Source organism: Niastella vici (assembly GCF_002077945.1).
In the GTDB taxonomy this organism is placed as follows: domain Bacteria; phylum Bacteroidota; class Bacteroidia; order Chitinophagales; family Chitinophagaceae; genus Niastella; species Niastella vici.
The window spans coordinates 206,823-233,693 of record NZ_LVYD01000046.1; the positions used below are offsets into that span (position 1 = coordinate 206,823).

Here is a 26,871-nt window from a genome sequence, read left to right on the forward strand (position 1 = left end):
GAAATAAAAAGAAAAGGTTCGATGGGGGCTATACCCTTCGAACCTTTTACTTTTATAAGAAAGTAGGAACGCCGGCCGTACTTTTTTTAATCCTTCACATGTACATAGGCGTTCCCCTGGCAAGAAGACTTTTTATTCAAAAAACAGGGTGAACGATTTGGTTAATGTTTCGACAATGTGTTGTAATTCAACGGGGCAGATAATCCTCCGGCAAAATACAAGTGAAAATCAAATTCACAAATTAACATTCGGGCTTTTCAAACTTATGGCAAAATATATTTTGTCGTAATATTTAAGACAGTGATCCTGGCTACTTTTTATATATGCACTATCTATGGTCGTGGCCGTATGATCACAAGCTACACCCGGCAATTATTTTTTCGTATTCACATTATCTAATCTTTAACACCCTTACTAAACTGAAGGCGCAACGTATTTATTGCGTATTCTGTCATTTTAATAGATCACCGGCCCTTATAAAATGTGATGATAAACGCTAAGCCGGGTAGTGGTTTCTGCATCAAAAGTCTGTACAGGTTTAGGGTTTAATCAATCATTTCTGAAAGGCCTCTATCCGGTTAGCCGGGAGGGGTCTTTTTTTGTAGAAATTATGTCTCAGGGTGAAGAAATCATTGAATGAAGGCCGGTGCTGAAGTGGGGTTTATGGTTTCCTTAACATGAATTTTATGGCTAGCGGTTGCTCAGGCACGGATAATGTAACCAATGGTCAATGGTCAATCGTGAATGGTGAAAGATTTCTGTGATAAGCGAACATTGATATTTGTTAGCCAACTCGAATATAAGAACCAACCCCCTTTAGGGGTTGGTGGCAAATAGGTAAGTTAAGGGGTATTATCATCACAAAAGGCTTTCTTCCGGCTTTGCCGGGAGGGAGCCTTTTTAGCTGCATAAACCAATGGTAAACCAGCTTTGATAGTATATCGGATACGGTAAACCTTAGTGAAATGCCCGCCAGGGGTTGCACTGGGGTTGCACCGGAGTTGCACTGCAGCCCTGGTATCCGGTGCAACCCCGGTGCAGGGGGTAGTGCAGGATGGAGTACTATTCACCCTGCTTTAGTGCGGTTAGCCCGTAAATTAGCCCTAAATAAATATACTGAACCACATTGGGCCTGAAGCTCCGGTTCCAGCCAATAAAAAAGCGCCTACCAACGGTAGACGCTTTTTTGATAATATATAACCAGTTTATTTTGCTGATGCAGGGTGCTTACAGACCCATTTTCTTTTTCAGATTGGCATCAATAGCATCCAGGAATTCTTCAGTATACAGGAAGTGTTTTCCATGTTCTACTTTATTTCCGTGGATACAAACGGCCAAATCTTTAGTCATTTTACCGCTTTCAACTGTTTCTATACAGGTAGACTCTAATGTGTTGCAGAAGTCTATAAGGGCTTGGTTGCCGTCCAGTTTACCGCGGAAGGCCAAACCTCTTGTCCATGCAAAGATGGAAGCGATAGGGTTGGTGCTCGTAGGTTTACCGGCCTGGTGGTCGCGATAGTGGCGTGTTACGGTGCCATGGGCTGCTTCAGCTTCCATGGTTTTGCCGTCGGGGGTAATGAGTACAGAGGTCATTAAGCCCAGTGAACCAAAGCCTTGTGCAACGGTGTCGCTTTGAACGTCGCCATCGTAGTTCTTACAGGCCCAAACAAAATTGCCGTTCCATTTCAGGGCGCTGGCAACCATGTCATCGATGAGGCGGTGCTCATATACGATACCGGCATCCTGGAAGGCTTTTTTAAATTCGTTGTCAAAGATCTCCTGGAAGATATCTTTGAAACGGCCATCGTACTTTTTAAGAATTGTGTTCTTAGTACTCAAATAAAGAGGCCATTTTTTGCTGAGGGCCATGTTGAAGCAGCTGCGGGCAAAACCCTTCACGCTTTCGTCGGTATTGTACATGGTCATAGCCACGCCATCGCCTTTGAAATTGAATACTTCAAAGGTTTGGGGTTCGCCACCGCCTTCAGGAGTAAAGGTCATGGTGAGCTTGCCTTTTCCTTTGATTACGGTATCGGTAGCCCGGTACTGATCGCCAAATGCGTGACGGCCAACAATGATGGGGGCTGTCCAGTTGGTAACCAAACGGGGGATATTGTTGATAACGATAGGTTCACGGAAAACTGTACCATCGAGGATGTTACGAATGGTACCATTGGGGCTCTTCCACATTTGTTTCAGGGAGAATTCCTTTACGCGAGCCTCATCGGGAGTAATGGTAGCACATTTGATCCCTACACCATACTGTTTAATAGCATTGGCGGCATCAACTGTAACCTGGTCGTTGGTTTGGTCGCGGTATTCAATACCCAGGTCGTAATACTTGATATCGACGTTAATGTAGGGGAGGATGAGTTTATCCTTGATGAACTTCCAGATAATGCGTGTCATTTCATCGCCATCCAGTTCTACAACAGGATTCTGTACATTGATTTTTTGTGCCATAAATGCTTGTTTTTGCCTTCAAATAAGGGTGCAAACCTACAGCAGAATGGCCAAATGTGCAAAAGGCTTTTTAGCTGGCAAACAGCGCACAGGAAGGATGTTTTTTCCTAAGCCCGGTACATAGTTGTACTTAATTAATGAGGTCCCCGGTCAAACACCAACTAATAATTGTTGATAAATTATAACTTGCAGTATGGTTGCTATATTACAAAAGTATATAGACCAGTTTATTGATCTTCCGGCCGAGGAACTGGAAGCGCTTATCAATTCCATTGAGGTAAGATCTGTAGACAAAAAAGTTCGCCTAACCGATGTAAACGAAACGGAGAAGTACCTGTACTTCGTTATAAAAGGGTTGGCGCGAAAGTTCTTTTTAAAAGGAAAAGAAGAGATAATAACCCAAATTGCCAGGGAAGGGGAGCTCATCTCTTCTTCTGTGTCGTATTTTTCAGGCATGCCTTCGGGATATGTGATAGAGACCATTGAGCCCACCACTTTTTATTCCCTGCACCATGACAGAGCAGAACAGTTATATCTCCGCTACCCTAAACTGGAACGGTTAAGCCGTTTGGTGATCACTGAATTATTTTTGCAAAAAGAAAAATGGGAACTGGAACGCATCCGTTTTAGCACAAAAGAACGCTTTTTGCGTTTTATGACTGAAAATCCGGAATTGTTTCAGCGGGTGCCGCAAAAATACCTGGCATCTTACCTGAACATAAAGCCTGAAACATTCAGCCGGCTTAAGCATCTGTTGAGAGCCAAAAAGAACTCAGATGCTCCTTATCTTAAATGATATTTTTTTATGGGGGAGAAAAATATTGTTGCCAGGGAATGTTATGAACAGTTACTGGGCCATCTGCAGCGGTTTTCAGCAATAAGCCGCGAAGGGGTAGAACAATTAATTCCTTATCTGGAGATCCGCCGGTTCGACAAAAAAAAGAAGCTCGTAAACCTGGGCGACATGGAAGATTACCTGAATGTAGTGATCAAAGGGCTCGTTCGTAAATACGTTCCATCTTCCATCAGGGGTGAAGTTACCCTGCAGCTGGCCACCGAAGGCCACGTTATTCAATCAGAAATTTCCTTTCATCATAGGGTACCGTCAGATGTGGTTATTCAAGCCCTGGAACCCACCGTGCTTGTATCAATGCATTACCTTCGCATGCAGGAGGCGCTTGATAAAGTGCCGGAAGCCGAAGCACTGGGCCGCTCTATCATAATGCAGATGTTCATTAAAAAAGACGCCCGCTATTTCGATCAGTTAAAAACGAGTACCAGAGAGCGCTTTATCGATTACATGAACAACCACCCGCATATGCTGCAACGGGTTCCGCAAAAGATCCTGGCTTCATACCTCAATATTAAACCCGAAACATTCAGCCGGTTGAAACACCTTCTCTTTCAAAAAAAGCTATAAGCCTATAAATTAACTACGAGTATCGGTATTTTCAACTCGTGCCGCACCGAGTTGATGGTTTCTCCATACAACCAGTCTTTGATACCACTGTGGCGGTGGGCGCCAATGACCAGCATATCGGCTTTGGATTCTTTTATAATGCGAACGATTTCCCCGGCCCGGTCGCGGAAACCAAGATGGCTGGTTGCAATGAGGCCCTGATCGTGCAGTTGTTGCACATACGATTGCAACCGCGCTTCGTCGTTACGGGTTTCAAAATCATCGCTTTCCTGACCCAGCAAACGGGCCGAAGCGCTTTCCACCACATGTATCAACAGGTATTCTGCATTGCCCTGGCCCTGCCCAATGGCGTGTGACAGCAGGGTATCATCATGCTCACCAAAATCAAGTGCTACCGCAATCTTTTTATAAGAAGGAATGGTGAGTTTTTGCAAGCCTTCAATTTGCTTATGCAATTGAATGGATCCTGCTGCCCTTTTGTTAAAGAACGGATAGAAAATAATATACACCAGCAAGCCAAGGAAAGTGGCGCCGCCTGCAATGATAAGCACCTTCCAGAATATATTGGTTGATGTGGCAAAAAACGAACTGACCTGATCAAACAGCATGCGAAGGTTGAGGTACACCAGCACTACGGTCACTAACCAGGCTGCCACCTGCACAATGGGTTTAATTGTAAAATCGCCCATTGTTTTTTTATCGCTTACAAAATGGATCAGGGGAATGATGGCAAAGCCCAATTGCAGGCTAAGGATAACCTGGCTTAATACCAGCAGGCCATCAACTTCCTTTTCGCCGGAGATCGCAATTACTAAAATGGCGGGAATAATGGCCAGCAACCGGGTGATCAGCCGGCGCATCCAGGGGTTGATGCGTAAGCGCAGGTATCCTTCCATTACGATCTGCCCCGCCAGGGTGCCCGTGATGGTAGAGCTTTGTCCGGCCGCGATCAACGCAACGGCAAATAATACCGGTGCTACCTTTGATCCTAATAAACCCGACAGCAACTGATGCGCCTCTTTGATCTCGGCCACTTCAACCAGGCCCTTTTTAAAAAAGGTGGTTGCTGCCAGTACCAATATGGCGGCATTCACCAGGAATGCCACATTAAGGGCAATGGCTGAATCAATAAAGCTCCATTTAAGGGCTTGTTTAATACCTTCTTTTGTTCGGGCAATTTTACGGGTTTGCACCAGTGCAGAATGCAAATACAAATTGTGCGGCATTACCGTAGCGCCAATGATACCGATGGCAATATATAAAGCCTGTTCGTTGGGCAGGGTAGGAACCAGGCCGGTGGCCATTTCGCCAAAATTTGGTTTGGCCATAAGAATTTCTATCAGGAAAGAGAGCCCCACAATAGCGACCAGTCCAATAATAAAGGCTTCCATTTTACGTATGCCAAGCTGCTGCAGGAACAACAATAGAAAGGTATCTAAAACAGTTATTGATACCCCCCAGATAAGCGGTAACCCTGTAAGCAGATTGATGCCAATGGCCATCCCCAAAACTTCGGCCAGGTCGCAGGCAGCAATAGCTATTTCTGCGAGCACATATAACATAAAGTTTACAGAGCGGGAATATGTTTCGCGGTTGGCCTGCGCCAGATCGCGCCCGCGAACTATACCCAGACGGGCCGAGAGGGTTTGCAGCAACAGGGCCATCAGGTTGCTCATCAATAAAACCCAGATAAGCGTATAGCCAAAATGGCTGCCACCGGCCAGGTCGGTAGCCCAGTTACCGGGGTCCATATAACCTACACTCACCAGGTAGGCAGGACCGAAAAAAGCAAGGATACGCCGCCAGCCTATACTTTTCGTACTTATATCAACTGATCCATGTACCTCACTTAACGATGCTTCCCCTTTTATTCTATTCCTCATATTTCACAAATACGTTTTTTGCTACGTGTTCACTAATGGTTACGGGTGACTGATTTTTTATTTTTAATTCGAGCGAATTATCAAAGGCAAACTTTTTCTTTACTTCGAGCCGGGTGCCAAGGGCAATGTGTTTGTGGTTCAATAATTCAAGGATCTCTGCCGACTGATCGCCGATGCCGCTTACTTCGGCCTGTTGGTTCACGGGCAGGTTCAACAGATCGACCTGCCGGGGGAGCGTAAACCGGCCCTGGCTATCGGGGATGGGATCGCCGTGCGGATCGGTTTTAGGGAACCCTAAAAATTCATCGAGGCGGTCGACCAGTTTTTTGCTGCTGATGTGTTCCAGCTCTTCGGCCATTTCATGCACTTCATCCCAGCCAAAACGCAATTTTTCAACCAGGAAATATTCCCATAACCGGTGTTTACGAATGATCTGCAAGGCTACTTTTCGCCCTTCCGTGCTCAGTTTAAACCCCTTATATTTTTCATACAATAATAATTTCTGGGCTTTCAGTTTCTTCAGCATATCGGTCACTGAAGCCGGGCGGGTTTGCATTTCACTGGCAACATCGTTGGTGGTTACAGTACCGTGTATTTCCTGCAGGTGAAAGATCGCTTTCAGGTAATTCTCCCTGCTGCTCGAATATTTTGGACCCATACGATTGTTATTTTAATACGAAGAACACCTGCTTTTATTGCTTACCTAAAATAAAATTTAGACAAATCTAAAAAATAATTTGCGTGCATCCAAACAATGCCGTGTTAAATAACCCGTTGATTATAAACGTAATTTCATTGCCTGCCTAATCAGGCACTTAGGGTTTTCTAATCCGTTGAAATGGAGGGGGAGAGTGGCCTTTTCTTTTTGAAATGGGGATGAATGCTTATTTTTATCCATCAACAGCTATCGGATATTTTATGAAGAAGTACCTTTTAAGTTTGGGTTTGGTTCTACTATTATTTGCATGCAAGGACAAAACGAAAACATTACAGGCGGGTGAAATAGAGACCGCAGCAGATTTCGTGGCATTTTATCCTGAAGTTAATTTGCCCTATATGATAGCTGATACCATGTTATTAAGAAAGCCAAATGATTCAATGGCTATAGGGCTGAATGTAGTTTCCAAATTTATACCTGACAGTGTATGGCGTAAGGACTTTGGCAAAAATGCCATGCCTAAAATTTATGCGCTGGGACGAACAGCCGAAAAAGAAAAAGAAAGTTATTTGTTTACCCAGGTGGCATCGGGTGGCAAACGGGTGGTTTACCTCGCCTGTTTTAGTCATGATAATAAATTCTTAAAGGCAATGCCATTGGTGCGAACCGGGTTCGATCACTATACCTCCGCATATGGCCTGCTCGATTCAAAATTTCAGATCACCACCTACCACGAAACCAAAAAAGCCGGCGCAGATGCGGTCTTTAAAAGGAACATCTATTTTTATGACCGGAACGGGGATAATTTTACCCTTATAGTAACAGAGCCAAATGAAGAGATCATTCAGGATGTTGTGAACCCCATTGATACCATGAGGGCCAATCATAAATTTTCAGGTGATTATGTAGAAAATGACCGGAATTTCGTTTCAATACGCGATGGAAAAAATGCTTCTGAAATAGTGTTCTTTGTTCATTTTGAAAAGAATGGTGGCAAGTGCATCGGCGAATTAAAAGGGGCGGCACGTTTTATTTCACCAACGGTGGCACAATTTGTTAAAAGTGATAACCCCTGCTCGCTTGAGTTTGTATTTGCGGGCAATAAAGTCACTATGAGGGAAAAAGGCGGTTGTGGTTCGTATCGTGATATCCAGTGCTTTTTCAACGGAAGTTACTGGAAGAAGAAAACAGCGAAGGGTAAAAAGAAGTAAGTAGAAGCGCCTGCTCCCATGGAATAGGGGGGAACACGTTAATATGTTAAATAATAACCGGTATACTAACATTCATTAGTATAATACTATCTATATTCGCCCCGTTTTTGTAGCGTTTAATCAACCTCAGGGCACGATCAAAAAGATCGATACCTGTATGTATAAAAAAGATCAGTGTATATGAGTTTTACCAATTTTACAGTTCCTTACCCGATAGAAGGAAAATACAGCAAGCGGGTAGCTTATTTCTCAATGGAGTTTGCCGTTCACCAGCCATTGAAGATCTACAGCGGCGGCCTTGGTTTTTTATCAGGTTCGCATTTACGCAGTGCCTATGAGTTACAGCAAAACATGGTGGGCATTGGTATTTTGTGGAAGTACGGATATTATGATCAGGCCCGTAACCAGGACCATACCCTGCAGGTAACCTGGCTCGAAAAGTATTATCATTTCCTCGAAGATACAGGCATTAAATTCCAGATCACCATTCACGATCACCTGGTATGGGTGAAAGCCTATTACCTGAACCCCGAAACATTCAAGACGGCGCCCTTGTTCTTACTGAGCACTGACCTGCCCGAGAACGATCATGTTTCGCAAACCATTACGCACCGTTTATATGATGCCAATGTAGCTACCAAGGTTGCCCAGTTTATTTTACTGGGTGTGGGTGGCGCCAAGCTCATGGATGAAATTGGATTTAATCCCGAGCTGTATCATTTGAATGAAGCGCATGGCGTATCCTCAGTTTTTTACCTGTATAAAAAATTCGGCAACAAGGTTGAGGAAGTGAAGAAGCGGCTGGTGTTCACCACACACACGCCTGAAGAAGCGGGAAATGAAAAGCATGATATTCACCTGTGCCATAAAATGAGTTATTTCTGTGGCTTAAGCATCGATGAAGTGCGAAAGCTCACGGGTATTCAGGATGACCAGTTCAATCACTCGCTGGTAGCCTTGCGTTTTGCCCACCTCGCAAACGGCGTATCGAAATTACATGGCGAAGTATCGAGACATATGTGGGAAAGGTATGAGAATATTTGTCCCATCATTAGCATCACCAATGCGCAGAACTGGCGTTACTGGGCCGATAAACAATTGTACCGCGCGGCAGAAGAAGGCAATGACAGCTGGTGGGATGACCGCAAGAAATACCTCAAGCGCCGGGCGTTTGATATAGTAGCCGATCAAACCGGTAAATTGTTCAACCCGAATGTATTTACCATTGTATGGGCACGCCGCTTTGCCGGTTACAAACGCGCCGAGCTGCTGACACGCGATAAAGCCCGTTTTGAAAAATTATTGAGCAGTACCAAATATCCCGTGCAGATCATTTGGGCTGGTAAGCCATACCCAATGGATTACCCTGCTATTAATGATTTCAACAGCCTGGTGCATATCAGCAAGGGGTATAAGAACGTGGCAGTGCTTGTCGGTTATGAATTGGGGTTATCAAAGCGCATGAAACAGGCGGCCGATGTGTGGTTGAATAACCCGCGTGTTCCGCGTGAAGCCTCCGGTACCAGCGGTATGACCGCTGCCATGAATGGCGCTATTAACTTCTCTACCCTTGATGGTTGGATACCCGAGTTCATTGACCAGGGACATAATGGTTTTGTGGTGCCCAAGCCCGATTACGCCAAAATGAGCGTACAGGAGCAGGACCAATACGACCTCGATAAAATATATGAGCTGTTGGAACATGATATTCTGCCTATGTATTATGAACGCTATGATACCTGGCGCCAGATTGCCAAAAACGGGATGCGCGATGTGCGTTTTCAGTTCGACTCAGGGCGCATGGCAAATGAGTATTATGAGTTGCTTTATAAGTAGAAGAAGGAGATCTTAGTTTTATGAGGCTGAGGTAAGAAGTAGGAGGTAAGAAGTAAGAAAGTTAAAAAGTTCTAAAAATATATTAAGGATCATCTGTGATGCAGGTGGTCCTTTTTTTGTTAATGAATGTTGAATAGTATTATCCTACTTCCTACTTCTTACTTCTTTTTTTCGGGCGCTTATGTAATAATTAATTCTGGTGCATCTATCCTGAAATCACTCACCAAAATGAATTATATGAAGCGAATGTTTATCTTTTTAATATCCCTGTCGGTAGTGGTACAGGTATGGGCCGGCGATGATAAGAATATTGTATCATCCGTATTAAGATCGGCCATGGTGTACAGGGCCGGCGCCGAATTAACGCATACAACCAAAGCCACCCTGAACCAGGGAAATAATGAACTGATAATAGATAATATCAGTAACATCATTGATAAAAACAGCCTGCAAATAGGCAGCAATGGTAATGTGACCATTCTTTCGGTTGAGTTCTCAACCAATTATCTCCGCAACGAACAAAAACTACCCATTGTAAAGAAACTGGAAGATTCGCTGGAATCGGTAAATGATGAAATTACCAAAGTGCAGGTAGTGTTAAAGACCGATCAGGAATTATTAGACCTGTTAAAAGCGAACAAAGAGATCCGCGGCGATCAAACCGGGGTGAGTGTGGTTGAGCTTACTAAAATGATGGAGTACTATAAAACAAAAACGCTGGAATTGCAAAATGAGCTCAGCCGCTACAGGGAAAAAGAATCGAAGCTGTTTGAGACCATAGCCAAAATAAATAAACAGATAAAAGAGGAAGAACAGAAGAATAATAAAACGATCGGCAGGTTGCTGTTACAATTGTACTGCCCTATGGCCGGCCAGTATGATTTTACGATATCGTATGTAACGCCTTCAGCCGGCTGGAACCCAACCTATGATCTGCGGGTGGAAAATATCAACAAACCTGTTTCCCTGGCTTATAAAGCCAAACTGGTGCAAAGCACCGGCATCGACTGGCAACATGTGAAGCTGGCCCTGAGTACCTCGGTTCCTGCCCAGCATAATAATGCGCCGGAAATAAATAGCTGGTTCCTTGGGTATTATTCCCCTAATAACCCTTTGTTGGCGCTTGAGGGCCGGGTAGCAGGATTATCTGTTTCATCAGCTGCGCCTGCTGCTGAATTACGAATTCGGGGAACCGGTAGTTATAAGTCATATGATTCTAATGAAAAAAAAGAACAGAACGAACCCATGTATGTTGTAAATGGTTCACCCATGAGCAAGGATGAGTTTTCACGAATTGATCCCAGGGCCATCAAAAGCATGGAAGTATTAAAAGATGCATCGGCGAGTGCTGTTTACGGTGCCCGGGCAGCCGGTGGGGTAGTGATGGTAACGCTGAAGGAAATGGGCGATTATGTATCGGTGAAAGATAACCAGCTGAATGTGGTATTCGATATTGACCTGCCCTATGATGTGCCTTCGAATGGAAAAGAACAGAATGTGAACCTGAAAGATTTCAAGATACCGGCCCTGTACAAATATTACAGCGTTCCCAAAATAGATAAGGATGCTTATTTGTTGGGGGAGGTTGTTGACTGGGAAGCCTTGAACCTGTTACCGGGCGAAGCCAATATTATTTTTGAAGGCACCTATATTGGTAAAACCACCATCAATGCCGAATCGGTACAGGATACGCTGAACCTTACGCTGGGCAGAGATAAGCGGGTGGTGGTAACCAGGGAAAAGCTGGCTGATTTCAGCAGTGTAAAATTCCTGGGCAGCAACAAAAAGCAAACCTTTACGTATGAAATAACCATACGGAACAATAAGAAAGAAGCGGTGCAAATGGAGTTGCGTGATCAATATCCATTGTCAACGAATAAAGATATTGAAGTGGAGCTGTTGCAATCTGATGGGGCTTCAGTGAATAGTGAAACTGGTATTTTAACCTGGAAACCACAGCTGGCGCCGGGTGAAATAAAGAAGTTCCGCGTGAGCTACAGTGTGAAGTACCCGAAAGATAAGCTCATTAATTGGTAAGCGGGAACGCCGGGAATCGAATTGAATATGGTTGCTTCGCCATTTAGCTGCGAAGCAACCATATTTTATTTTATTGCTTTACGATCTCAAGCAGTTCTACTTCGAAGATCAATGTGGAACCCTCTTTGATCGTTGGTCCGGCAGGGTTGTCGCCGTAAGCCAGATCAGAAGGGATGAACAGTTTCCATTTGCTGCCAACCGGCATTAATTGTAACGCTTCCGTCCAACCGGGAATAACGTTTTTTAAACCAAGGGTGATGGGTTGTCCGCGTTCAACTGAGCTGTCGAATACGGTACCATCTATTAATGTACCATGGTAATGAACTTTTACCTGGTCTTCGAGGCCTGGTTTGGGGCCATTACCTTCTTTTATAACCTGGTATTGCAAACCGCTTGCAGTGGTAACTATACCGGGTTTCTTTTTATTTTCGGCCAGGAAGGCAAGACCTGCTTTTTTGTTTGGACCGGCTTTGGCACTGCGTGCATTCTGCATATAGCTTACAATGCAGTTGTTTACCTGGGTTTCATTCAACAGGGGTTTGTCTGTTTTAGCATCTGCAAGGGCTTTCAGTACTAACTGGTTGTTTATATCGCTTATGCCCTGGGCTTTATAAAAGCTGGCGATGCTTAAGCCAATGGCATAACTGAATGAATCGGCAGAATTTTTCAAAGCAGGAGCCGCGGGAGCGGTTTGGGCAGCTGGTTTTTTAGCAGCTGTAGCAGGCTTCTTTTTAGCTGGAGCCTGGGCCAACAGGGTGGCGGCTGGTAAAAAGGTTAAAGCCAACAGCACATATTTTTTCATTACAATAATTTTAGGGACCAAAAGTAAGTGAATGAATCGTCCATGGCAAAATTTTCATTTAACACATAATCCCATGAAAATTTTGCCATAGCCTATCCCGGCTTGCCGGGAGTAAGATTCATGTGGCCAAACCACAATAAAAATTCCCAGATGAAACGAATTCGACGGTGAATTATTGCCGGTTTGCGGCCTGTGATCGTGTAGTATCGGCCACATTAGCCGGTTTGGTGGCTCCCAGGTTCTTGTACCGGTGCTCGTATGGCTGGCCGCTTACTATGGCCAGTATGTCTTTTTCCAATGAAGTTACCGGCGATTCAACCACCCGGCCCACTTCGCGCTGGTTTTCGAAGATCAGCAGGGTGGGTACGCGGCGGATGTTCAACCCCTGTTCTTCATGGCCGGGACTTTGTTTATAAGCGGTATCGCTGTTGTTGAGGGTTATCAATTGTATTTGCGACGCTTTAACCCGGCAAAAGTCGAATATTTTGTATAGGCGGGGTACTTCCCGGCGGCTATCGCCACACCAGGTGCCCATAAACAGGAGGAACTGCTTATTCTTTAATAAAGGTTTTATTTGAGTGGCTGTGTTGCTGTCAACCGCATACGCTTCATAATTTTTAGTGTACCAAACATCAAATGGCGCTTTTGCCAGGCGTTCACGGGTTGTTTTACCCAGGAGGATGAGGTTGCCTTTTTTATCAGTGGCCTCCATATTCACCGGTTGGGTTGCCTGGCCGGCCATTTTATGGGTGCAGGCGGCAATGATAAAAATGAAGATAGTGATAACAGTTATATGAATGTATTGCATACAATTTTAATTAAAAGGTGATAGCTATGTAATGAATAAACAGGCGGCCATGATGCCGGTGTGGCATACAGCTGCAAAGGATATTAAATGCCCTGAAACGGGCATAATGATCCTGTAAGGCCAGGGGCCAAAAACTTTAAGTGTACAATTAGGCGAATTGTATGCTTCGGGGAGGCTGAAAAATGGCGGCAGTGGCTGTTTCGGGAATAACCTCCAGATAAGCCATTTCATACGTAATGAGAATAACAGGTGATTGCCAGCTTTGCACCAGCTCATGAAAGAATACTATGTCTTCTGTTTTTTCCTTTATAGTGGAGGCGGTATGAGGGGTGCCATCTTTGTGTGTATCGAGTAGTTGTTTAACGCAATCGCAACTCGTGGCGGTATAAATGGAAGCGAGCTTACAATGCCAGTAACTGACCAGCTTGCCGTATTGCAAGGCCAAAAAGGCAGTTAAACAGATAATGGCAGTTAAAGATCGCACGTAACAGGATTTGGGTTTTAACGAAATGTACTAATAATACTAATAACTCTATAATTTTAGGGTAATCAATTTAAACAAATATTATGAGCGGCTATATTAAACCTTTGGAGATCCGCTGGTCTGACCTTGACCCAAATTTTCATTTGCGGCATTCCGTTTATTATGATTTTGGGGCTTATGTGCGCGTTGTTTTTCTGGGCGAACATGGGTTAACACCTGCGGTGATGGTAAAGCACCAGTTTGGGCCAATATTGTTCAGGGAAGAATGTGTGTTCAAACGGGAGCTTAAAATGGGCGATGTAATAACCATTGACCTGCAACTGTTGAAAACCCGCCCAGATTATTCGCGGTGGAGCATTCAGCATTATATTAGGAAAAATGGCGATGAAATAGCTGCCATTCTTACCGTTGACGGCGCCTGGATGGATGTGCAGCAGCGCAAGCTCACGGTTCCGCCAGATACAGTAAAACATGTATTTGAGAAAATGCCTAAGGCTGAACATTTTATATGGGATAAATAACCAGGAGACTTAACAACTTTTTACCATTTAACACGTTATTTTAGCTGAATTATTTTAATGAATATCTCTATGAAACGAATAGTATTACCCCTGTTACTGCTTACCAGTGTTGCATCATTTGCACAAAGTAGCTTGTTGAAGAAAGCAAGCAGTGTGTTGAATAAGGCCACTTCCTCTACCGGCAAAACCTCTTTGACCAATGATGAAATTGTTTCCGGTTTAAAAGAAGCATTATCTGTTGGCGCCAAGAACAGTGCTAATAAATTATCGGCTGTGGATGGTTTTTTTGCCAATGCTGCCATTAAAGTGTTGATGCCGCCCGAAGCGCAGAAAGTTGAAAAAGCCTTGCGTGCTGCAGGCATGGGCAAGCTCGTTGATAACGCTATTTTATCAATGAACCGGGCTGCCGAAGATGCCAGCAAGTCAGCGGCGCCTATTTTTGTGAATGCTATCACAAGTATGAGCATTACAGATGCATTAAATATTTTAAAAGGAAGCGATACGGCGGCTACGGGTTACCTGCGCGGTAAAACAACAGCGGCACTTTCCAGTGCATTCCGTCCGGTAATTGATACTGCCTTGCAAAAAACGGCAGCCACTTCATACTGGAAAACCGTATTTGATGCTTACAATAAGCTCCCGACTACCTTTAATAAAATAAATCCTGATCTGGCTGGTTATGTTACTGAAAAATCATTGAGTGGCATGTTTTACCAGGTAGCTCAGGAAGAGCAAAAGATCCGCAAGGATCCTGCTGCCCGTGTTACTGATATCCTGAAAAAAGTGTTCGGCAGCTAATTTTCTTCCTCATCTGCTTTGAGTTTTATTATAAATTGCATCCCGACCTGTCGGGATGTTTTTTTTATAATAACAGTCACATGATCACGAAAACGCTTTCCCTGTACAAAAACGCTTATAGCGGATTGTCTTCCTCTACCTGGTGGCTGTCGTTTGTAATGTTGGTGAACCGCAGCGGCACCATGGTATTGCCTTTCATGACCATTTATTTAACCAGCCCTTCCATGGGTTATTCCATAGGACAGGCAGGCTTTGTTATGGCCTTGTGGGGGCTGGGTGCGGTAACGGGTGCATTCCTGGGTGGAAAGCTGACAGATCGCATAGGATTTTACCCGGTTCAGCTCATCACCCTGCTGGGTGGGGGTGTATTGTTTATGTTTTTGGGGCATATGAAAACATATCCGCTGATCTGTTTATTCACCTATTTACTCAGTTTGGTGAATGAAGCCTTCAGGCCGGCCAATTCCACTGCGATCATTACGTATGCCAAAGAGGAAAACCGCACCCGTTCGTATGCACTTAACCGGTTGGCCATTAACCTCGGATGGGCGGTTGGCAGCGCCATTGGCGGTTTGCTGGCAGCTATCAATTATGAATTGTTGTTTTGGGTTGATGGCGCTACGAATATTGTGGCTGCTTTGCTGTTAAGTTATTTTTTGCATCCATCAAAACAGGTAAGGCCGGCTAAAAAGGAAACCGTTGCCGATCCTTCGCACTCCGCTTACCGCGATAAAGTTTATTTATTCTTTATCGTACTGGTGATACTGTTTGCCGCCTGTTTTTTTCAATTGTTCACCAACCTGAATGCCTATTACAAGATCGAACTGCATTTCAATGAACGGTTCATTGGTTTAATAGGCGCGATCAACGGCATCATGATCTCTATAATTGAAATGGTATTGATCTTTAAGCTGGAGGGCCGGCGGTCGAATATTTTTTATATTTCGAGAGGTGTATGCCTGGTAGGCGTTGCCTATTTTATGCTGAATATCTTTCACATCAATCATGTTATGGCCCTGTTGATGATGGTGGTGATGACGATGGGCGAAATACTGGCATTACCATTTATGAACACCTTCTGGACCTCGCGCAGCGCCCACCACAACCGCGGTCAGTATGCAGGTTTATATACCATTGCATGGTCAATTGCCCAAACGGGCGGCCCCTTTTTGGCAGCACAACTGGCAGAACATGCCGGTTTTAAAGTATTGTGGTGGGTATTGGGGGCAACCTCTTTTGCTACTGCCCTGGGATTCCTGTGGTTGAAAAAGTATATGGAGAAAGGATAACGTACTTTTGCGCCATGCTACCCGAAAAATTTGAGATGTTCCGCAACCGGCTTACCAAGGTGTACCGGCATATTGGCAAGCAGGCCAGGCGGCAGGGCATTACCTGTTATCGCATCTATGATCATGACCTGCCCGAATTCGCCCTTTGTATTGAACGGTATGGCGATAATTTATACCTGGCCGAATACAAGCGGAAATTTGAAATGGCGGAGGTCGAGCATGAAGCCTGGCTCGAGGAATGCATTGTGCTGATATGCGATGTGCTGCAAATGCCAGTCGACAATGTATACATCAAGGAACGGCAGCGCAAACCTGGCCGGTTGGGTCAATATCAACGGGTGGCTACTGAAGGGGCCAATTTTATTGAGGAAGAAGCCGGCCTGAAATTTAAAGTGAACCTCAGCGATTATCTCGATACCGGTTTATTCCTCGATCATCGTATTACGCGGGGCATGGTGCGTGAGGAAGCCAATGGCAAAAGAGTGCTGAACCTGTTTTGTTATACCGGTTCCTTTTCGGTGTATGCAGCGGCGGGCGGCGCCGCCGAAGTAACTTCGGTTGATCTGTCAAAAACCTATTTGCAATGGGCCGAAGAAAACATGCGCGTGAATGATTTCTTCGATGAAAAAAAGCATCATTATATTCATGCCGATGTAAAGCAATACCTCGATTCACTGGCGCCTGCTTCATTCGACCTGGTGATCATGGACCCGCCCACTTTCAGCAACAGCAAGCGCATGAAAGATTTTCTCGACATTCAACGCGATCATGCCGAATTACTGAACAAGACCTTACAGGCGCTTGCTCCCGGCGGCGTCATTTATTTCAGCACCAATTACCGCAAATTCGAACTGGAAAGGGACCTGATCAATGCTGCCGATATAAAAGATATCACCCGGGCCACTACGCCATTCGACTTCGAAGGAAAGCTGTTCAGGTATTGTTTCAAAATAAAGAAATAAAGCTTTTGTTAGTGGAATACAGCTGCAAACAAACGCTGATTGCAGCTGTATTCGCTTTTTCATTCTTCATTTATTATTCCTTATTCTTCATTTCCTACCTGATCTGTCCTCTTATTAAGCCCGAGCCATGACGGCGTGAATGGGCATTTACGTACATGGGATCGTTTACAAGCGAATTATATTGCGCGTCGGGCAACGGGTTCGAGATCTTCAGCACGCCAAAATCAGTCACGCTGTTGCAAAGGAAAATAAGCGGTGAACCGTTGGCGCCTGCTGCACCCGGGTGAATATGCGACACTGTTAGGGTGTCATTGCTTTCGAGGTTATTGACGGTAACTTTTGAGTACAATACTTTATCATCTGTTAACCGCAGAATGGCTGTGCCGGTAGCCGTTGTGGTAACCGCGGGCACTTCATTTGCGCCAGTCATGGGTATATCCATGGCCAGTACAATAGCTTTATCCAATTGGCCACGTGCCAGTCCGCCCGGCTGTTGCTGGGAATGCACATTTACATAAACCGGTTTGCCAAGCAACGTATCAATTTGTCCCTGGCGTAAATTGGTGACGGTGCCGGTTGTACCGGGGCCTATAAATGTGGGGTTGAATGGGATAAGAACACCGGCCGAAGTACCTGCGTCACCGGCGTGAATATGGGCATTGGTCAATTGATCGCTGGCCGACAGGTTATGGATATGAAGAGTATATTTCAGGGAGTTGTCTGAAAGCAGTTCTATGGTAGCTTCTCCTTCTTCATTTCTTCCGGCAGGTGCGGGCACCTCATAGATCGCTTTCATTTCCACTGTCCATTTTTTCACTGTGGAAGGGCCTGAGTCGGAATCGTGTTTGCAGCCTTGAAATATCAGTGCAAGCAATACAATGCCTGCTCCCGTTACGGGCAGTAATCGTTTCATACATTATGTTTTGGAATGATTAGAGTTCGATGTATGAATACGCAAAGGGAGAACCGTGGGTTGCCTATGGAACCTAAAACAAAAATGCCTGATGCAACACCAGCGTCTGCATCAGGCATTCAGCGATTTGTATAATAAAGTTATTGTTGTGTAAGCGGAATATCCCTTTTCAGCATCTCATTGCGGTTGGCCATTTCCCAGGCGGTATAAAATACCAGCTGGGCCCTTTTGGCCATCAGGTTGTAATTGATCTTGTCGGGGGTGTCGCTGGGACGGTGGTAATCGTTATGGGTACCATTGAAATAGAAAATGATGGGTACGCCTTTGCGGGCAAAGTTGTAATGGTCGCTGCGATAATAAATACGTTCGGGATCTTTGGGCGCATTGTATTTATAATCCAGTTCCAGTTTGGTGTATTTCTTATTCATTGCCTCGCTGATGGGGCGCAGGTCACTACTAAGTTTGTCATCGCCTACCACATAAACATAATTGGTGCTGTCGCCTTCCTTGCGTTTGGGATCAATGCGGCCGATCATATCGATATTGAGGTCAGCTGTTGTTTTGTCGAGCGGGTATAGCGGATGATCGCTATAGAATTCAGACCCCCATAAGCCTTTTTCTTCGCCCGATACGGTCATGAATACGATGGAGCGGCGGGGACCTTTACCGGCTGCTTTGGCTTTTGTAAATGCTTCGGCAAGCTCCAGTACGCTTACGGTGCCTGAACCATCGTCATCGGCGCCATAGTATATGATTGAATCGCCGCGTTTGCCCAGGTGATCATAATGCGCAGTGATAAAAACAAATTCATCTTTTTTATCGCTGCCTTCCAGGAAACCGATCACATTGGTGCTGGCCAGTTCATTTATTTCTTTTTTGAATTCCAGCTTTACGTTGGCCTGGTATTTTTTAAAGGGCGAATTCCCGTTCTTCATGGCATCTTTCACCGCATCGAAATCGGCGCCCATAATGGCTTTGGCGATCTCTTCCGAAATGAAGAACGTATTGGGGTAAACGCTGTGTTGGAATCCATTCAGGTATGGCGACCCCTTAACGTAGGGCACGCCTTTGCGGGGAAAATTATTCTGTACCATCAGGATGGCAGCGGCGCCGTTCTTTTGCGCCGTTTCCATAATAGTGAAAGGGTTCAACCGCCGGGTAGGGGTGCTGGCGCCTCCCGATGGGGCGGGCGGGTTTTGAAGGATCAGTACTATTTTGCCCTGTACATTGATGTCTTTATAATCATTGCGGGTGCTATCGCTGATGCCAGCGCCGGCAAATACCACATCACTGCAAAAAATAGTGCTGGTATGCGCCATGTTCAGATTGATGATGAAATCGGTGTTTATCGAAAATTTCTGTCCGTTCACTTCTATAGAGGTGCTTATCAATGAGTCCTGGTAAATGGGATAACCTAATTGAAAATTACCTTTATTGCCCGGGATCAGGCCCAGCGATTTAAACTGGCTTTCAATGTATGCGGCTGCTTTGCGCTGGCCTTCTGTGGCTGTTTCACGCCCTTCCATTCCGGGGCCGGCTACGATGTATAAATGTTTCTTCAGATCATCTGGTGTTATCGAATTGGCAAATGGCTTGGGATCGGCTATTTTTTGCGCCGAAGCCGCCGAAGTGGCCGCCATAGCCATAACCAGGAGCATCCTTCTCATAATGTTATTTTTGTTTGAGTTCAAAAATAACGAGTTGGATGGGATTTCGAAAAATTGATGGGTGAATGGTGAATGGTCAATGGGCAATGGTGAATAGGCAATATGCAATGATAGTATGCAAACTACTAATATTCCACAGCCTGGCATCTGTTACCGGCACCCCCTTTAGGGGATGGGGGGTATTACGCCTCAAACTCACTCAATTCCAGCCACCGCATCTCTTTCTCATCAAGCAATCCCGTGATCTCGCTTATGCGTACTGATAGTTGCTGCAACTGATCAAAGGGCAGTGAGCTGCTGTTCAATTGTTCGGTGATGGTTTCCTTTTCTTTTTCGAGGTTGGCAATATCCTGTTGCAGTTGTTCAAACTCTCTTTTTTCTTTATACGACAATTTTCTTTTTTCGCCCTCTTTGGTGGGGGCTGCTTTTACCTCTGTTGTCGTTATAGGTTTGATCTCTGTTTTTTCTTCCTCTTTCTCCTTTAGCCATAACCGGTACTGTGAATAGTTGCCGGGAAAATCGCGGATGATACCGTCGCCCTCAAATACAAACAAGTGATCTACCAGGCGATCCATAAAATACCGGTCGTGCGAAACGATCAGCAAACAGCCGGGATATTCGCTGAGGAAATTCTCCAACACGCCCAGGGTAGGCAGGTCGAGGTCGTTGGTAGGCTCATCGAGGATGAGGAAGTTGGGGTTGCGAAACAGGATGGATAATAAATGCAACCGCCTTTTTTCGCCGCCACTGAGTTTGGAAATATAAGTGTATTGCTGATCGGGTGGAAATAAGAATAATTGCAGGAATTGGGCGGCGCTTAATGCCCCACCGCTGGCGAGCGGAAAGCTTTCTGCAATATTTTTTACAAATTCAATCACCCGCATATCTTCTTTTATCACTAATCCCTGTTGCGAATAGTTGCCGAACACTACTGTTTCGCCAATATTGATCTTACCACTGTCGGCCGGTTCAAGTCCCTGCAGCATATTCAGGAAAGTAGACTTGCCCACGCCATTTTTACCAACCACGCCAATTCGTTCGCCCTTTTTAAAGGTGTAATCAAATCCTTTCGTGATGGGTTTTTCGCCATAGCTTTTGTACACTTTTTTCAGTTCTATCACTTTACCGCCCAGGCGGCTCATTTTCACATTTAGTTCCAATTGAGCATCTTCAATCCGCTGTTTGGCTTTGGCTTCTACTTTATAAAAATTATCCTGGCGGCTTTTGCTTTTGGTGGTGCGGGCCTTGGGCTGTTTGCGCATCCACTCCAGCTCCTTGCGATAGGTATTGCGGGCTTTATCTATACTGGCAGCATCGCTTTCCTGGCGGGCTGCTTTTTTTTCGATGTAATTTTGATAATCTCCTTTGTACACGAACAGTTCACTGCCATCGAGCTCCCAAATCTCATCGCATACCGAATCAAGGAAATAGCGGTCGTGGGTAACCAGCAGCAATGTAACGTTCTGCTGATCGAGGTAATTCTCGAGCCACTCCACCATTTCAATATCCAGGTGGTTGGTAGGTTCGTCCATGATCAGCAGCACATGCTTATGATCGAAGCCGATATCTATGAGTGTTTTGGCCAGCGCCACTCGTTTACGTTGCCCCCCTGAAAGCGTATTCACCGCCTGGTTCAGGTGATGAACATTCAGCTTGGCCAGTATCTGTTTTACTTTGGCGTCAAAATCCCAGGCGCCCAGGTCATCCATTTTTACAATGGCATCACTCAGTTTATCGGGATCACCTTCTTCACTGATGGCCTCAAATTCCCGTATAGCGTTGATAACGGGGTGGTTATGATAGAAGATATTATCCAGGATCGTGCCTTTTTCATCAAACTGGGGGTCTTGCTCAAACAGGGCTACGGTAACTTCTTTATTGATCCAGGAGGTGCCGCTATCGGCTGTTTCCTTGCCGGCGAGTATCCGCAGCAGGGTGCTTTTGCCGCTTCCATTGCGGGCTACCAACGCAATTTTGTCACCTTCTTCAACATGAAAAGAAATATTCTCAAATAACGGTTTTATTCCAAACGACTTGCCGAGTGCTTCTACGGATACATAATGCATGGCGCAAATTTAGTCAGTTTCCGGTTACCGGTTACCAGTTTTGACTGCTGACTCGTAACTTACAGAAATTAAATTCTTTACTTGCCATTGATCATCAACCATATTATCCTTGTTTTGCTTTGGGGGCTGTTTGGCATTTTGCACAGCCTGCTGGCAGCCGGTTGGTGGAAGCAAATTATGCAGCGATGGCTGGGAACGCATTACAAATACTATCATTTTTCGTATTCGGTGTTTGCTGCCCTTTCGTTGACTGGCGTTCTTATATTTCAGTATTCCGTAGAAAGTCCGCTATTATACACAGTGCCTGTTTGTGTTAAACTGGTTTTATGCCTGCCGGCGCTGGTGGGTTTACTGATCATGGGGGTGGTGATCAAGAAATATTTTTTCTCACTCAGTGGCATCAGCGTTTTTTATAAACAGCAACCGCCGGTGGTGCTTGAGCAGGGCGGAATGCATCGCTATGTGCGGCATCCCCTGTATTTCGGGACTTTGTTATTTATCTGGTCGCTGTTCCTGATCTATCCTTATTTGAATAACGGCCTGGCCTGTTTCGTAATAACTGTATACACTGTTTTAGGCGCCCGGCTCGAAGAAAAAAAGCTGGTAGCGCAGTTTGGCCAAAAGTATGTAACCTACAAAAAGCAGGTGCCTATGCTCATACCCGGTTTATTTCCTACCAGTGGGTAACCGGCGTTATAATTTTCATTTGCCTGTTTCTAATTCTTCATTTCCCTCAGCTTTCGCGCCACTTTATGTTACAGCCAATGCTTGGTTTTTGATCGGTTGCAACCGGTTTGCCTGCTACCAGGTGCTCCAGCGCATTACGTATATCGGCACCCGTAACAGGCTTTTCATTGCCGGGACGCGAATCGTCGAGCTGGCCGCGGTAAACCAGCGATAAGCCGCCATCGAAAATAAAGAAGTCGGGTGTGCAGGCAGCCTCATAGGCTTTGGCCACCTCCTGCGACTGATCGTATAAATAGGGGAAAGGGAATTGCAATTGTGTGGCAACCTCTTTCATTTGTTCCGGCCCATCCTGGGGGTAACCGGCCACATCATTTGAGCTGATGGCAATAAAGCTGATCCCTTTATTTTTATAGTCATTGCCGAGTTGTACGAGTTGTGTATTTACGTGTTTCACGAACGGGCAATGATTACAGATGAACATAATTACCGTGGCCGTATTGCCTTTTATTGTCTGAAGTGTGAGCGTTTTTCCGCTTACCGTATCGGGCAATGTAAAGTCGGGCGCTTTTTTTCCCAACGGCGTCATAACTGAAGGTGTGCGTGCCATATATTAATCTATAAAATGTACGGTTGAAATTTTACCCTGCTCTATTTTATAAACAGCTATTCCGCCAAATGGTTTACGGTCTGTGATGGTCGTATGCTCCTGATCTATCACGATATTGCCCTGCACCATGCGGTTCAGGATCTGGCAATGCAAACCGGGCGACCGGTTAAAGAATGCGCTGTAGGTTTTGCGCATTTGTTCTTTCCCTTTCGAGATCAGCGTTCCATCAAAATTATAAAGGGCAATGCTGTCGCTATAGGGCGCCAGAAAAGCTTCTATATCACGAACATTGAATGCATTTAGTTGCTGTTGTACCAGCATTTCGGGTGTGGGCGTTATTAATTCTTTTGCCTGAATGACCGCACCTTTGTGTATCAACGTGTGCAGGTTAGCTGGTATATTCAGGTCTTTTACAGGATCAATATCCAGTAACAACAGATCGGCCATCTTTCCTTTTTCAATACTGCCATGGTCTTTGTCGTGCCCAAACCCTTTTGCGGCGTTAATGGTAGCGGAACGAATGATGTCCCAGTTGCTGAGTCCCGCCTGTTGCATGGCAAACAATTCCTTCTGGAAAGAAGCGGCATGTTGCGTACCTATATTGCCGGCATCGGTTCCTGCCACTACTAAAATACCGGCCTGTTGCGCCAGCTTCAGATTGGCCAGCATGATGGTATCTTCTTTTGCCGGAATATGGAACCGGTTACGCATTTTGAAATAATCAAAAGGCACTTTATTACCCAGGTGCTGAATGTCCATCAGGGTGCCCAGCATAAAAGGATTGGAATACGTAAGATCATGCGTGGTGAAATTGAACTGCTGGGTAAAGGTGCGGTGGTAACCATCCATAACAGTAAGTGTTGGAATATACACTGTTTGTTTGCTTTTCAATAACTGCAACATGTCGTTGTCGAGCGGCTTGTCATCTACACTGTGCACCAGTATATCGGCGCCGGCGCTCACCGCCAGTTTGGCTGTTTCATATTGGGTAGCATGCACGGCCACTTTTAACCCATTGGCATGACTTTCTTCTATAGCCGCTTTTACAATGGGTAAGGTAACTTCGGCTTTTTCGTTCTGCCGAACGATGTACCATATTTTTATGAAATCGGGTTTGTAAGGCAATTGTTTTTTTACCAGGTCGCGGGCTTCCTGTTCTGAAGTGACTTTAACAATGGGCGGATCGTTTTTATCGAGATTCGGCGGCAGGTACGTTGATACCAGCGGCCCGGTTACAAATACATTGGGGGCGAGGAGGGTAGTATCGAGTTTGCTGCGAATGGCATAATTGCTCATGGGCCCACCTACATCAATAACAGTAGTAATGCCGCAGGCCAGGTAGCGGGCCATAAGGTCGGCCTGGTTGTCTTTGACCCATTGCTGATCTTTTTCGTAAGGATATACGCTGTTTAAATTCACCGCATCGGGCCGTGTGTATAAACCACCGCTTTGAAAAAAATGAATGTGTGCGTCCGTCATGCCGGGCATCAGGTATTTGGCGGTTCCATCAATTATAAAAGCGCCGGCTGGTGCTTTTATTTTTTTGGCAGGCCCCACGTTTATTATGCGGCCATGGTCAATGACCACCGTTTGATCAGCATCTGTTTTTTGCGTGATCACATTTACTACGTTCACGTGGGTGATGTATACCGGTTCGGCCGGTTGCTGGTATTGTTTACCGGTAGTATCGGGTTGTGCATGCAGAAAGGAACAGATATGAAGTAATGTTAATATCGCCAGTGATTTTCTCATGCTGGAATGTTTGAATAAAGATATGGCAGTTCTTAGAAATAAGAGATAAGAGGTATGAGGTAAGAAGAAATGCAAGGACCGGAATTCAGGTTCTTCATACATCTTACTTCCTGCTTCTTACTTCATTCCCCATACCGGTACATCAACCAGCAAATAAGTGCGGTAATAACCAGCATGAGCACCCATTTATAATTGTCCCATATATGCCGTTGTTTTTTGTGGAGCAGGGCCTGTTCAATGGTTTCCTTTGCAGTGGCATCATTGGCGGCCAGTTGCACCAACAATGCAGCGATGGGAAGAAAGAACTTTTTAGGCAATGGCTGGGCGGCTTTCAGAATGCTTTGAATGATCTCGTGGTTAACGGCTTTGTCGTTATACTCATGCAAAATGCCAATGGCATCCGGTGTCAGTAATTCCCTGATGTGCCCGCTCACCGCATCGAAGCGGATGTGAAACATATTCATGGAGGCAACGTATTGCTGCAGCAGGCGGCATTGCTGCAAAATGCCGGCGGGTGTTAATGGTGCACTGTCAAACGGTTTGCCGGTGCTGCGCACATACCAGCGCTGGTAATGATAGGCCTCTCGTTTTGTGGGATTGCTCAGTATTTTGTAGGCTTCCTGAATTTCGCGGAAGTGAGCGGCGGCCATATGGCTGCCATTATTTTTATCGGGGTGGTATTGTTGGGCCAGCCGGCGGAACGATCTTTTGATCTCCTGCCCGGTTGCGGTAGTGGGTAGCTCCAGTATTTTGTAATAGTCTTTAACCTGGTTCATGGTAAATGGTCAATTGGCAATTTTCAGGCGAATAATACCCAATCTCATTAACAATAGACTAGCCGGCAAATTAACACACTGGTTCAGTAATTATCATAGTATTTTCTGAAATTTGAATCGTGTAATTTGTATCCACTTTCGTATAAACTGCAAAGTTTTAAGTATAAATCTTTATGTGCAAAAAAAATGATACCGGGATAGTACTATTTGCAACAAAACAACGGTTTTATCCGTTTAAGCAATGCTTAATTTACGTATGTTTGCGGCGTTCTATGAAAACACACACATTCCGCTCGAAGCCTGAATTAATAGCAATCCTCGTTATTGCTTTTTTCTGTTTTATGGCAGCTAATTGCCATGGACCTTCCGTTAAAACAGCCGATGTAAAAGGCCAATCCAATGCTGAAGCTTCAACGACCGATGGCGCCAGGATCGCCAAATCGCCCGAAGCCCCAATGCCTTCCCTTGATGGTATAAAAGTAGCCGATCCAAAAACCATTTTAGCCCGGCCCGAAGTGCCCATTTTGTGTTATCACCAGATCCGCGACTGGAAGCCTACTGATTCAAAATCGGCCCGGGACTACATTATTCCACCAGCCTCTTTCAATGAACAAATAAAAATGCTGGCCGATAGTGGTTATCATACTATTCTGCCCGATCAGTTATATGCCTATCTGAACGAAGGCGCGAAATTACCATCAAAACCGGTGATGCTTACGTTCGACGATACCGATGAAGACCAATACACAGTGGCCAAACCTACCATGGATAAATATGGTTATAAAGGCGTGTTCTTTGTAATGACTGTTTCCATTGGCCGGCCCCGCTACATGACCAAAGAGCAGATAAAAGATCTTTCTGATAAAGGTCATGTTATTGCCTCCCATACCTGGGACCATCACAATGTAAAGAAATACCAGGGTAATGATTGGGTAACGCAGATAGAGAAGCCTACCAAACTGCTGGAATCCATTACCGGCAAGCAGATCAAATACTTTGCCTATCCGTTTGGTTTGTGGAACCATGAAGCGATCCCTGAATTGAAGAAGAGAGGTATGATCGCCGCCTTCCAGCTGTATTCAAAACGCGATGAGCAGGATCCTTTATATACTATTCGCCGCATCATTGTGCCGGCAATGAAGCCCGCTGCATTATCTAAATCCATGCACGAAGCTTTTAAATATAACTAACAGGCCGCTTAAAAATATTGCTATCCTATAGACTAATCGTC

At 45.1% G+C, this 26,871-nt stretch carries 23 protein-coding genes; 11 read left to right on the top strand and 12 right to left on the bottom strand.

All coding sequences use genetic code 11. The features are described from left to right. Positions 1 to 1,227: 1,227 nt before the first annotated feature. Positions 1,228 to 2,463, bottom strand: a complete 1,236-nt coding sequence (locus tag A3860_RS17355) for an isocitrate dehydrogenase (NADP(+)) (protein ID WP_081147998.1) — start codon at positions 2,461 to 2,463, stop codon at positions 1,228 to 1,230. Between the two features lie 193 nt (positions 2,464 to 2,656). Between A3860_RS17355 and A3860_RS17360 the strand changes: the two genes are divergently transcribed. After that, complete coding sequence (locus tag A3860_RS17360) at positions 2,657 to 3,259, top strand: Crp/Fnr family transcriptional regulator (protein WP_081147999.1); 603 nt, start codon at positions 2,657 to 2,659, stop codon at positions 3,257 to 3,259. A gap of 9 nt (positions 3,260 to 3,268) precedes the next feature. After that, positions 3,269 to 3,883: a Crp/Fnr family transcriptional regulator gene (locus tag A3860_RS17365; protein WP_081148000.1), complete on the top strand. Its 615-nt coding sequence runs from the start codon at positions 3,269 to 3,271 to the stop codon at positions 3,881 to 3,883. A 2-nt stretch (positions 3,884 to 3,885) separates the two neighbouring features. Here A3860_RS17365 and A3860_RS17370 read toward each other — a convergent pair whose 3' ends face one another. Both A3860_RS17370 and A3860_RS17375 read right to left on the bottom strand, forming a co-directional pair. Continuing rightward, positions 3,886 to 5,766, bottom strand: coding sequence for an Nramp family divalent metal transporter (locus A3860_RS17370; protein WP_081148001.1), 1,881 nt, complete (start codon positions 5,764 to 5,766; stop codon positions 3,886 to 3,888). Next, positions 5,756 to 6,424, bottom strand: coding sequence for a metal-dependent transcriptional regulator (locus A3860_RS17375; RefSeq protein WP_081148002.1), 669 nt, complete (start codon positions 6,422 to 6,424; stop codon positions 5,756 to 5,758). The genes A3860_RS17370 and A3860_RS17375 overlap by 11 nt, the downstream gene beginning before the upstream one ends. A 260-nt stretch (positions 6,425 to 6,684) precedes the next feature. On the opposite strand from A3860_RS17375, the gene A3860_RS17380 reads away from it, so the two are divergent. The 3 genes from A3860_RS17380 (at position 6,685) to A3860_RS17390 (ending at position 11,508) form a co-directional block, all read left to right on the top strand. Beyond that, positions 6,685 to 7,635: a hypothetical protein gene (locus tag A3860_RS17380; RefSeq protein ID WP_143774153.1), complete on the top strand. Its 951-nt coding sequence runs from the start codon at positions 6,685 to 6,687 to the stop codon at positions 7,633 to 7,635. A gap of 180 nt (positions 7,636 to 7,815) precedes the next feature. After that, positions 7,816 to 9,471 carry an alpha-glucan family phosphorylase gene (gene glgP / locus A3860_RS17385; protein ID WP_081148004.1) on the top strand — a complete coding sequence of 552 codons (1,656 nt, stop codon included), beginning with the start codon at positions 7,816 to 7,818 and terminating at the stop codon, positions 9,469 to 9,471. Between the two features lie 237 nt (positions 9,472 to 9,708). After that, positions 9,709 to 11,508, top strand: a complete 1,800-nt coding sequence (locus A3860_RS17390; RefSeq protein ID WP_081148005.1) for a DUF4139 domain-containing protein — start codon at positions 9,709 to 9,711, stop codon at positions 11,506 to 11,508. Positions 11,509 to 11,578: 70 nt separating this feature from the next. Here A3860_RS17390 and A3860_RS42115 read toward each other — a convergent pair whose 3' ends face one another. The 3 genes from A3860_RS42115 to A3860_RS17405 all read right to left on the bottom strand — a co-directional run bounded on the left by A3860_RS42115 (position 11,579) and on the right by A3860_RS17405 (position 13,602). Continuing rightward, positions 11,579 to 12,310 carry an FKBP-type peptidyl-prolyl cis-trans isomerase gene (locus tag A3860_RS42115; protein WP_081148006.1) on the bottom strand — a complete coding sequence of 244 codons (732 nt, stop codon included), beginning with the start codon at positions 12,308 to 12,310 and terminating at the stop codon, positions 11,579 to 11,581. A gap of 172 nt (positions 12,311 to 12,482) precedes the next feature. Beyond that, positions 12,483 to 13,118, bottom strand: a complete 636-nt coding sequence (locus A3860_RS17400) for a thioredoxin family protein (protein WP_081148007.1) — start codon at positions 13,116 to 13,118, stop codon at positions 12,483 to 12,485. Positions 13,119 to 13,266: 148 nt separating this feature from the next. Next, a complete protein-coding gene (locus tag A3860_RS17405; protein ID WP_081148008.1) occupies positions 13,267 to 13,602 on the bottom strand; it encodes a hypothetical protein in 336 nt (111 codons plus the stop codon). A gap of 83 nt (positions 13,603 to 13,685) precedes the next feature. On the opposite strand from A3860_RS17405, the gene A3860_RS17410 reads away from it, so the two are divergent. The 4 genes from A3860_RS17410 to A3860_RS17425 all read left to right on the top strand — a co-directional run bounded on the left by A3860_RS17410 (position 13,686) and on the right by A3860_RS17425 (position 17,172). After that, a complete protein-coding gene (locus A3860_RS17410) occupies positions 13,686 to 14,123 on the top strand; it encodes an acyl-CoA thioesterase (protein WP_081148009.1) in 438 nt (145 codons plus the stop codon). A gap of 69 nt (positions 14,124 to 14,192) precedes the next feature. After that, positions 14,193 to 14,921 carry a DUF4197 domain-containing protein gene (locus A3860_RS17415; protein ID WP_081148065.1) on the top strand — a complete coding sequence of 243 codons (729 nt, stop codon included), beginning with the start codon at positions 14,193 to 14,195 and terminating at the stop codon, positions 14,919 to 14,921. Between the two features lie 80 nt (positions 14,922 to 15,001). Beyond that, entirely contained in the window at positions 15,002 to 16,210 is a 1,209-nt protein-coding gene (locus A3860_RS17420; RefSeq protein WP_081148010.1) for an MDR family MFS transporter, read from the top strand. Positions 16,211 to 16,224: 14 nt separating this feature from the next. After that, positions 16,225 to 17,172 carry a class I SAM-dependent methyltransferase gene (locus A3860_RS17425; protein WP_081148011.1) on the top strand — a complete coding sequence of 316 codons (948 nt, stop codon included), beginning with the start codon at positions 16,225 to 16,227 and terminating at the stop codon, positions 17,170 to 17,172. 94 nt (positions 17,173 to 17,266) lie between these two features. Here A3860_RS17425 and A3860_RS17430 read toward each other — a convergent pair whose 3' ends face one another. The 3 genes from A3860_RS17430 to A3860_RS17440 all read right to left on the bottom strand — a co-directional run bounded on the left by A3860_RS17430 (position 17,267) and on the right by A3860_RS17440 (position 21,818). Beyond that, a complete protein-coding gene (locus A3860_RS17430; RefSeq protein ID WP_081148012.1) occupies positions 17,267 to 18,085 on the bottom strand; it encodes a CHRD domain-containing protein in 819 nt (272 codons plus the stop codon). A 140-nt stretch (positions 18,086 to 18,225) separates the two neighbouring features. Next, a complete protein-coding gene (locus A3860_RS17435) occupies positions 18,226 to 19,752 on the bottom strand; it encodes a M28 family peptidase (RefSeq protein ID WP_081148013.1) in 1,527 nt (508 codons plus the stop codon). 182 nt (positions 19,753 to 19,934) lie between these two features. Next, complete coding sequence (locus A3860_RS17440) at positions 19,935 to 21,818, bottom strand: ABC-F family ATP-binding cassette domain-containing protein (protein ID WP_081148014.1); 1,884 nt, start codon at positions 21,816 to 21,818, stop codon at positions 19,935 to 19,937. Positions 21,819 to 21,899: 81 nt separating this feature from the next. Between A3860_RS17440 and A3860_RS17445 the strand changes: the two genes are divergently transcribed. Beyond that, positions 21,900 to 22,505: a methyltransferase family protein gene (locus A3860_RS17445; protein ID WP_158085284.1), complete on the top strand. Its 606-nt coding sequence runs from the start codon at positions 21,900 to 21,902 to the stop codon at positions 22,503 to 22,505. 46 nt (positions 22,506 to 22,551) lie between these two features. Here A3860_RS17445 and A3860_RS17450 read toward each other — a convergent pair whose 3' ends face one another. From A3860_RS17450 to A3860_RS17460, 3 genes are all read right to left on the bottom strand, one after another. Beyond that, positions 22,552 to 23,112 carry a thioredoxin family protein gene (locus tag A3860_RS17450; protein ID WP_081148016.1) on the bottom strand — a complete coding sequence of 187 codons (561 nt, stop codon included), beginning with the start codon at positions 23,110 to 23,112 and terminating at the stop codon, positions 22,552 to 22,554. Positions 23,113 to 23,115: 3 nt separating this feature from the next. Further along, positions 23,116 to 24,864, bottom strand: coding sequence for an amidohydrolase family protein (locus A3860_RS17455; RefSeq protein ID WP_081148017.1), 1,749 nt, complete (start codon positions 24,862 to 24,864; stop codon positions 23,116 to 23,118). Between the two features lie 122 nt (positions 24,865 to 24,986). Then, on the bottom strand, positions 24,987 to 25,640 hold the full coding sequence (locus A3860_RS17460; protein ID WP_081148018.1) for a J domain-containing protein: 654 nt from the start codon (positions 25,638 to 25,640) through the stop codon (positions 24,987 to 24,989). 341 nt (positions 25,641 to 25,981) lie between these two features. Here A3860_RS17460 and A3860_RS17465 point away from each other — a divergent pair, with 341 nt between their 5' ends. Then, positions 25,982 to 26,830 carry a polysaccharide deacetylase family protein gene (locus A3860_RS17465; protein ID WP_081148066.1) on the top strand — a complete coding sequence of 283 codons (849 nt, stop codon included), beginning with the start codon at positions 25,982 to 25,984 and terminating at the stop codon, positions 26,828 to 26,830. The last annotated feature ends 41 nt before the right edge of the window (positions 26,831 to 26,871 follow it).

What these genes read in the sequence shown, in the direction of transcription:
- A3860_RS17355 (WP_081147998.1), bottom strand. Translation starts at nt 2,463, where the DNA reads ATGGCACAAAAAATCAATGTACAGAATCCTGTTGTAGAACTGGATGGC.
- A3860_RS17360 (WP_081147999.1), top strand. Translation starts at nt 2,657, where the DNA reads ATGGTTGCTATATTACAAAAGTATATAGACCAGTTTATTGATCTTCCG.
- A3860_RS17365 (WP_081148000.1), top strand. Translation starts at nt 3,269, where the DNA reads ATGGGGGAGAAAAATATTGTTGCCAGGGAATGTTATGAACAGTTACTG.
- A3860_RS17370 (WP_081148001.1), bottom strand. Translation starts at nt 5,766, where the DNA reads ATGAGGAATAGAATAAAAGGGGAAGCATCGTTAAGTGAGGTACATGGA.
- A3860_RS17375 (WP_081148002.1), bottom strand. Translation starts at nt 6,424, where the DNA reads ATGGGTCCAAAATATTCGAGCAGCAGGGAGAATTACCTGAAAGCGATC.
- A3860_RS17380 (WP_143774153.1), top strand. Translation starts at nt 6,685, where the DNA reads ATGAAGAAGTACCTTTTAAGTTTGGGTTTGGTTCTACTATTATTTGCA.
- glgP (WP_081148004.1), top strand. Translation starts at nt 7,816, where the DNA reads ATGAGTTTTACCAATTTTACAGTTCCTTACCCGATAGAAGGAAAATAC.
- A3860_RS17390 (WP_081148005.1), top strand. Translation starts at nt 9,709, where the DNA reads ATGAAGCGAATGTTTATCTTTTTAATATCCCTGTCGGTAGTGGTACAG.
- A3860_RS42115 (WP_081148006.1), bottom strand. Translation starts at nt 12,310, where the DNA reads ATGAAAAAATATGTGCTGTTGGCTTTAACCTTTTTACCAGCCGCCACC.
- A3860_RS17400 (WP_081148007.1), bottom strand. Translation starts at nt 13,118, where the DNA reads ATGCAATACATTCATATAACTGTTATCACTATCTTCATTTTTATCATT.
- A3860_RS17410 (WP_081148009.1), top strand. Translation starts at nt 13,686, where the DNA reads ATGAGCGGCTATATTAAACCTTTGGAGATCCGCTGGTCTGACCTTGAC.
- A3860_RS17415 (WP_081148065.1), top strand. Translation starts at nt 14,193, where the DNA reads ATGAAACGAATAGTATTACCCCTGTTACTGCTTACCAGTGTTGCATCA.
- A3860_RS17420 (WP_081148010.1), top strand. Translation starts at nt 15,002, where the DNA reads ATGATCACGAAAACGCTTTCCCTGTACAAAAACGCTTATAGCGGATTG.
- A3860_RS17425 (WP_081148011.1), top strand. Translation starts at nt 16,225, where the DNA reads ATGCTACCCGAAAAATTTGAGATGTTCCGCAACCGGCTTACCAAGGTG.
- A3860_RS17430 (WP_081148012.1), bottom strand. Translation starts at nt 18,085, where the DNA reads ATGAAACGATTACTGCCCGTAACGGGAGCAGGCATTGTATTGCTTGCA.
- A3860_RS17435 (WP_081148013.1), bottom strand. Translation starts at nt 19,752, where the DNA reads ATGAGAAGGATGCTCCTGGTTATGGCTATGGCGGCCACTTCGGCGGCT.
- A3860_RS17440 (WP_081148014.1), bottom strand. Translation starts at nt 21,818, where the DNA reads ATGCATTATGTATCCGTAGAAGCACTCGGCAAGTCGTTTGGAATAAAA.
- A3860_RS17450 (WP_081148016.1), bottom strand. Translation starts at nt 23,112, where the DNA reads ATGGCACGCACACCTTCAGTTATGACGCCGTTGGGAAAAAAAGCGCCC.
- A3860_RS17455 (WP_081148017.1), bottom strand. Translation starts at nt 24,864, where the DNA reads ATGAGAAAATCACTGGCGATATTAACATTACTTCATATCTGTTCCTTT.
- A3860_RS17460 (WP_081148018.1), bottom strand. Translation starts at nt 25,640, where the DNA reads ATGAACCAGGTTAAAGACTATTACAAAATACTGGAGCTACCCACTACC.
- A3860_RS17465 (WP_081148066.1), top strand. Translation starts at nt 25,982, where the DNA reads ATGGCAGCTAATTGCCATGGACCTTCCGTTAAAACAGCCGATGTAAAA.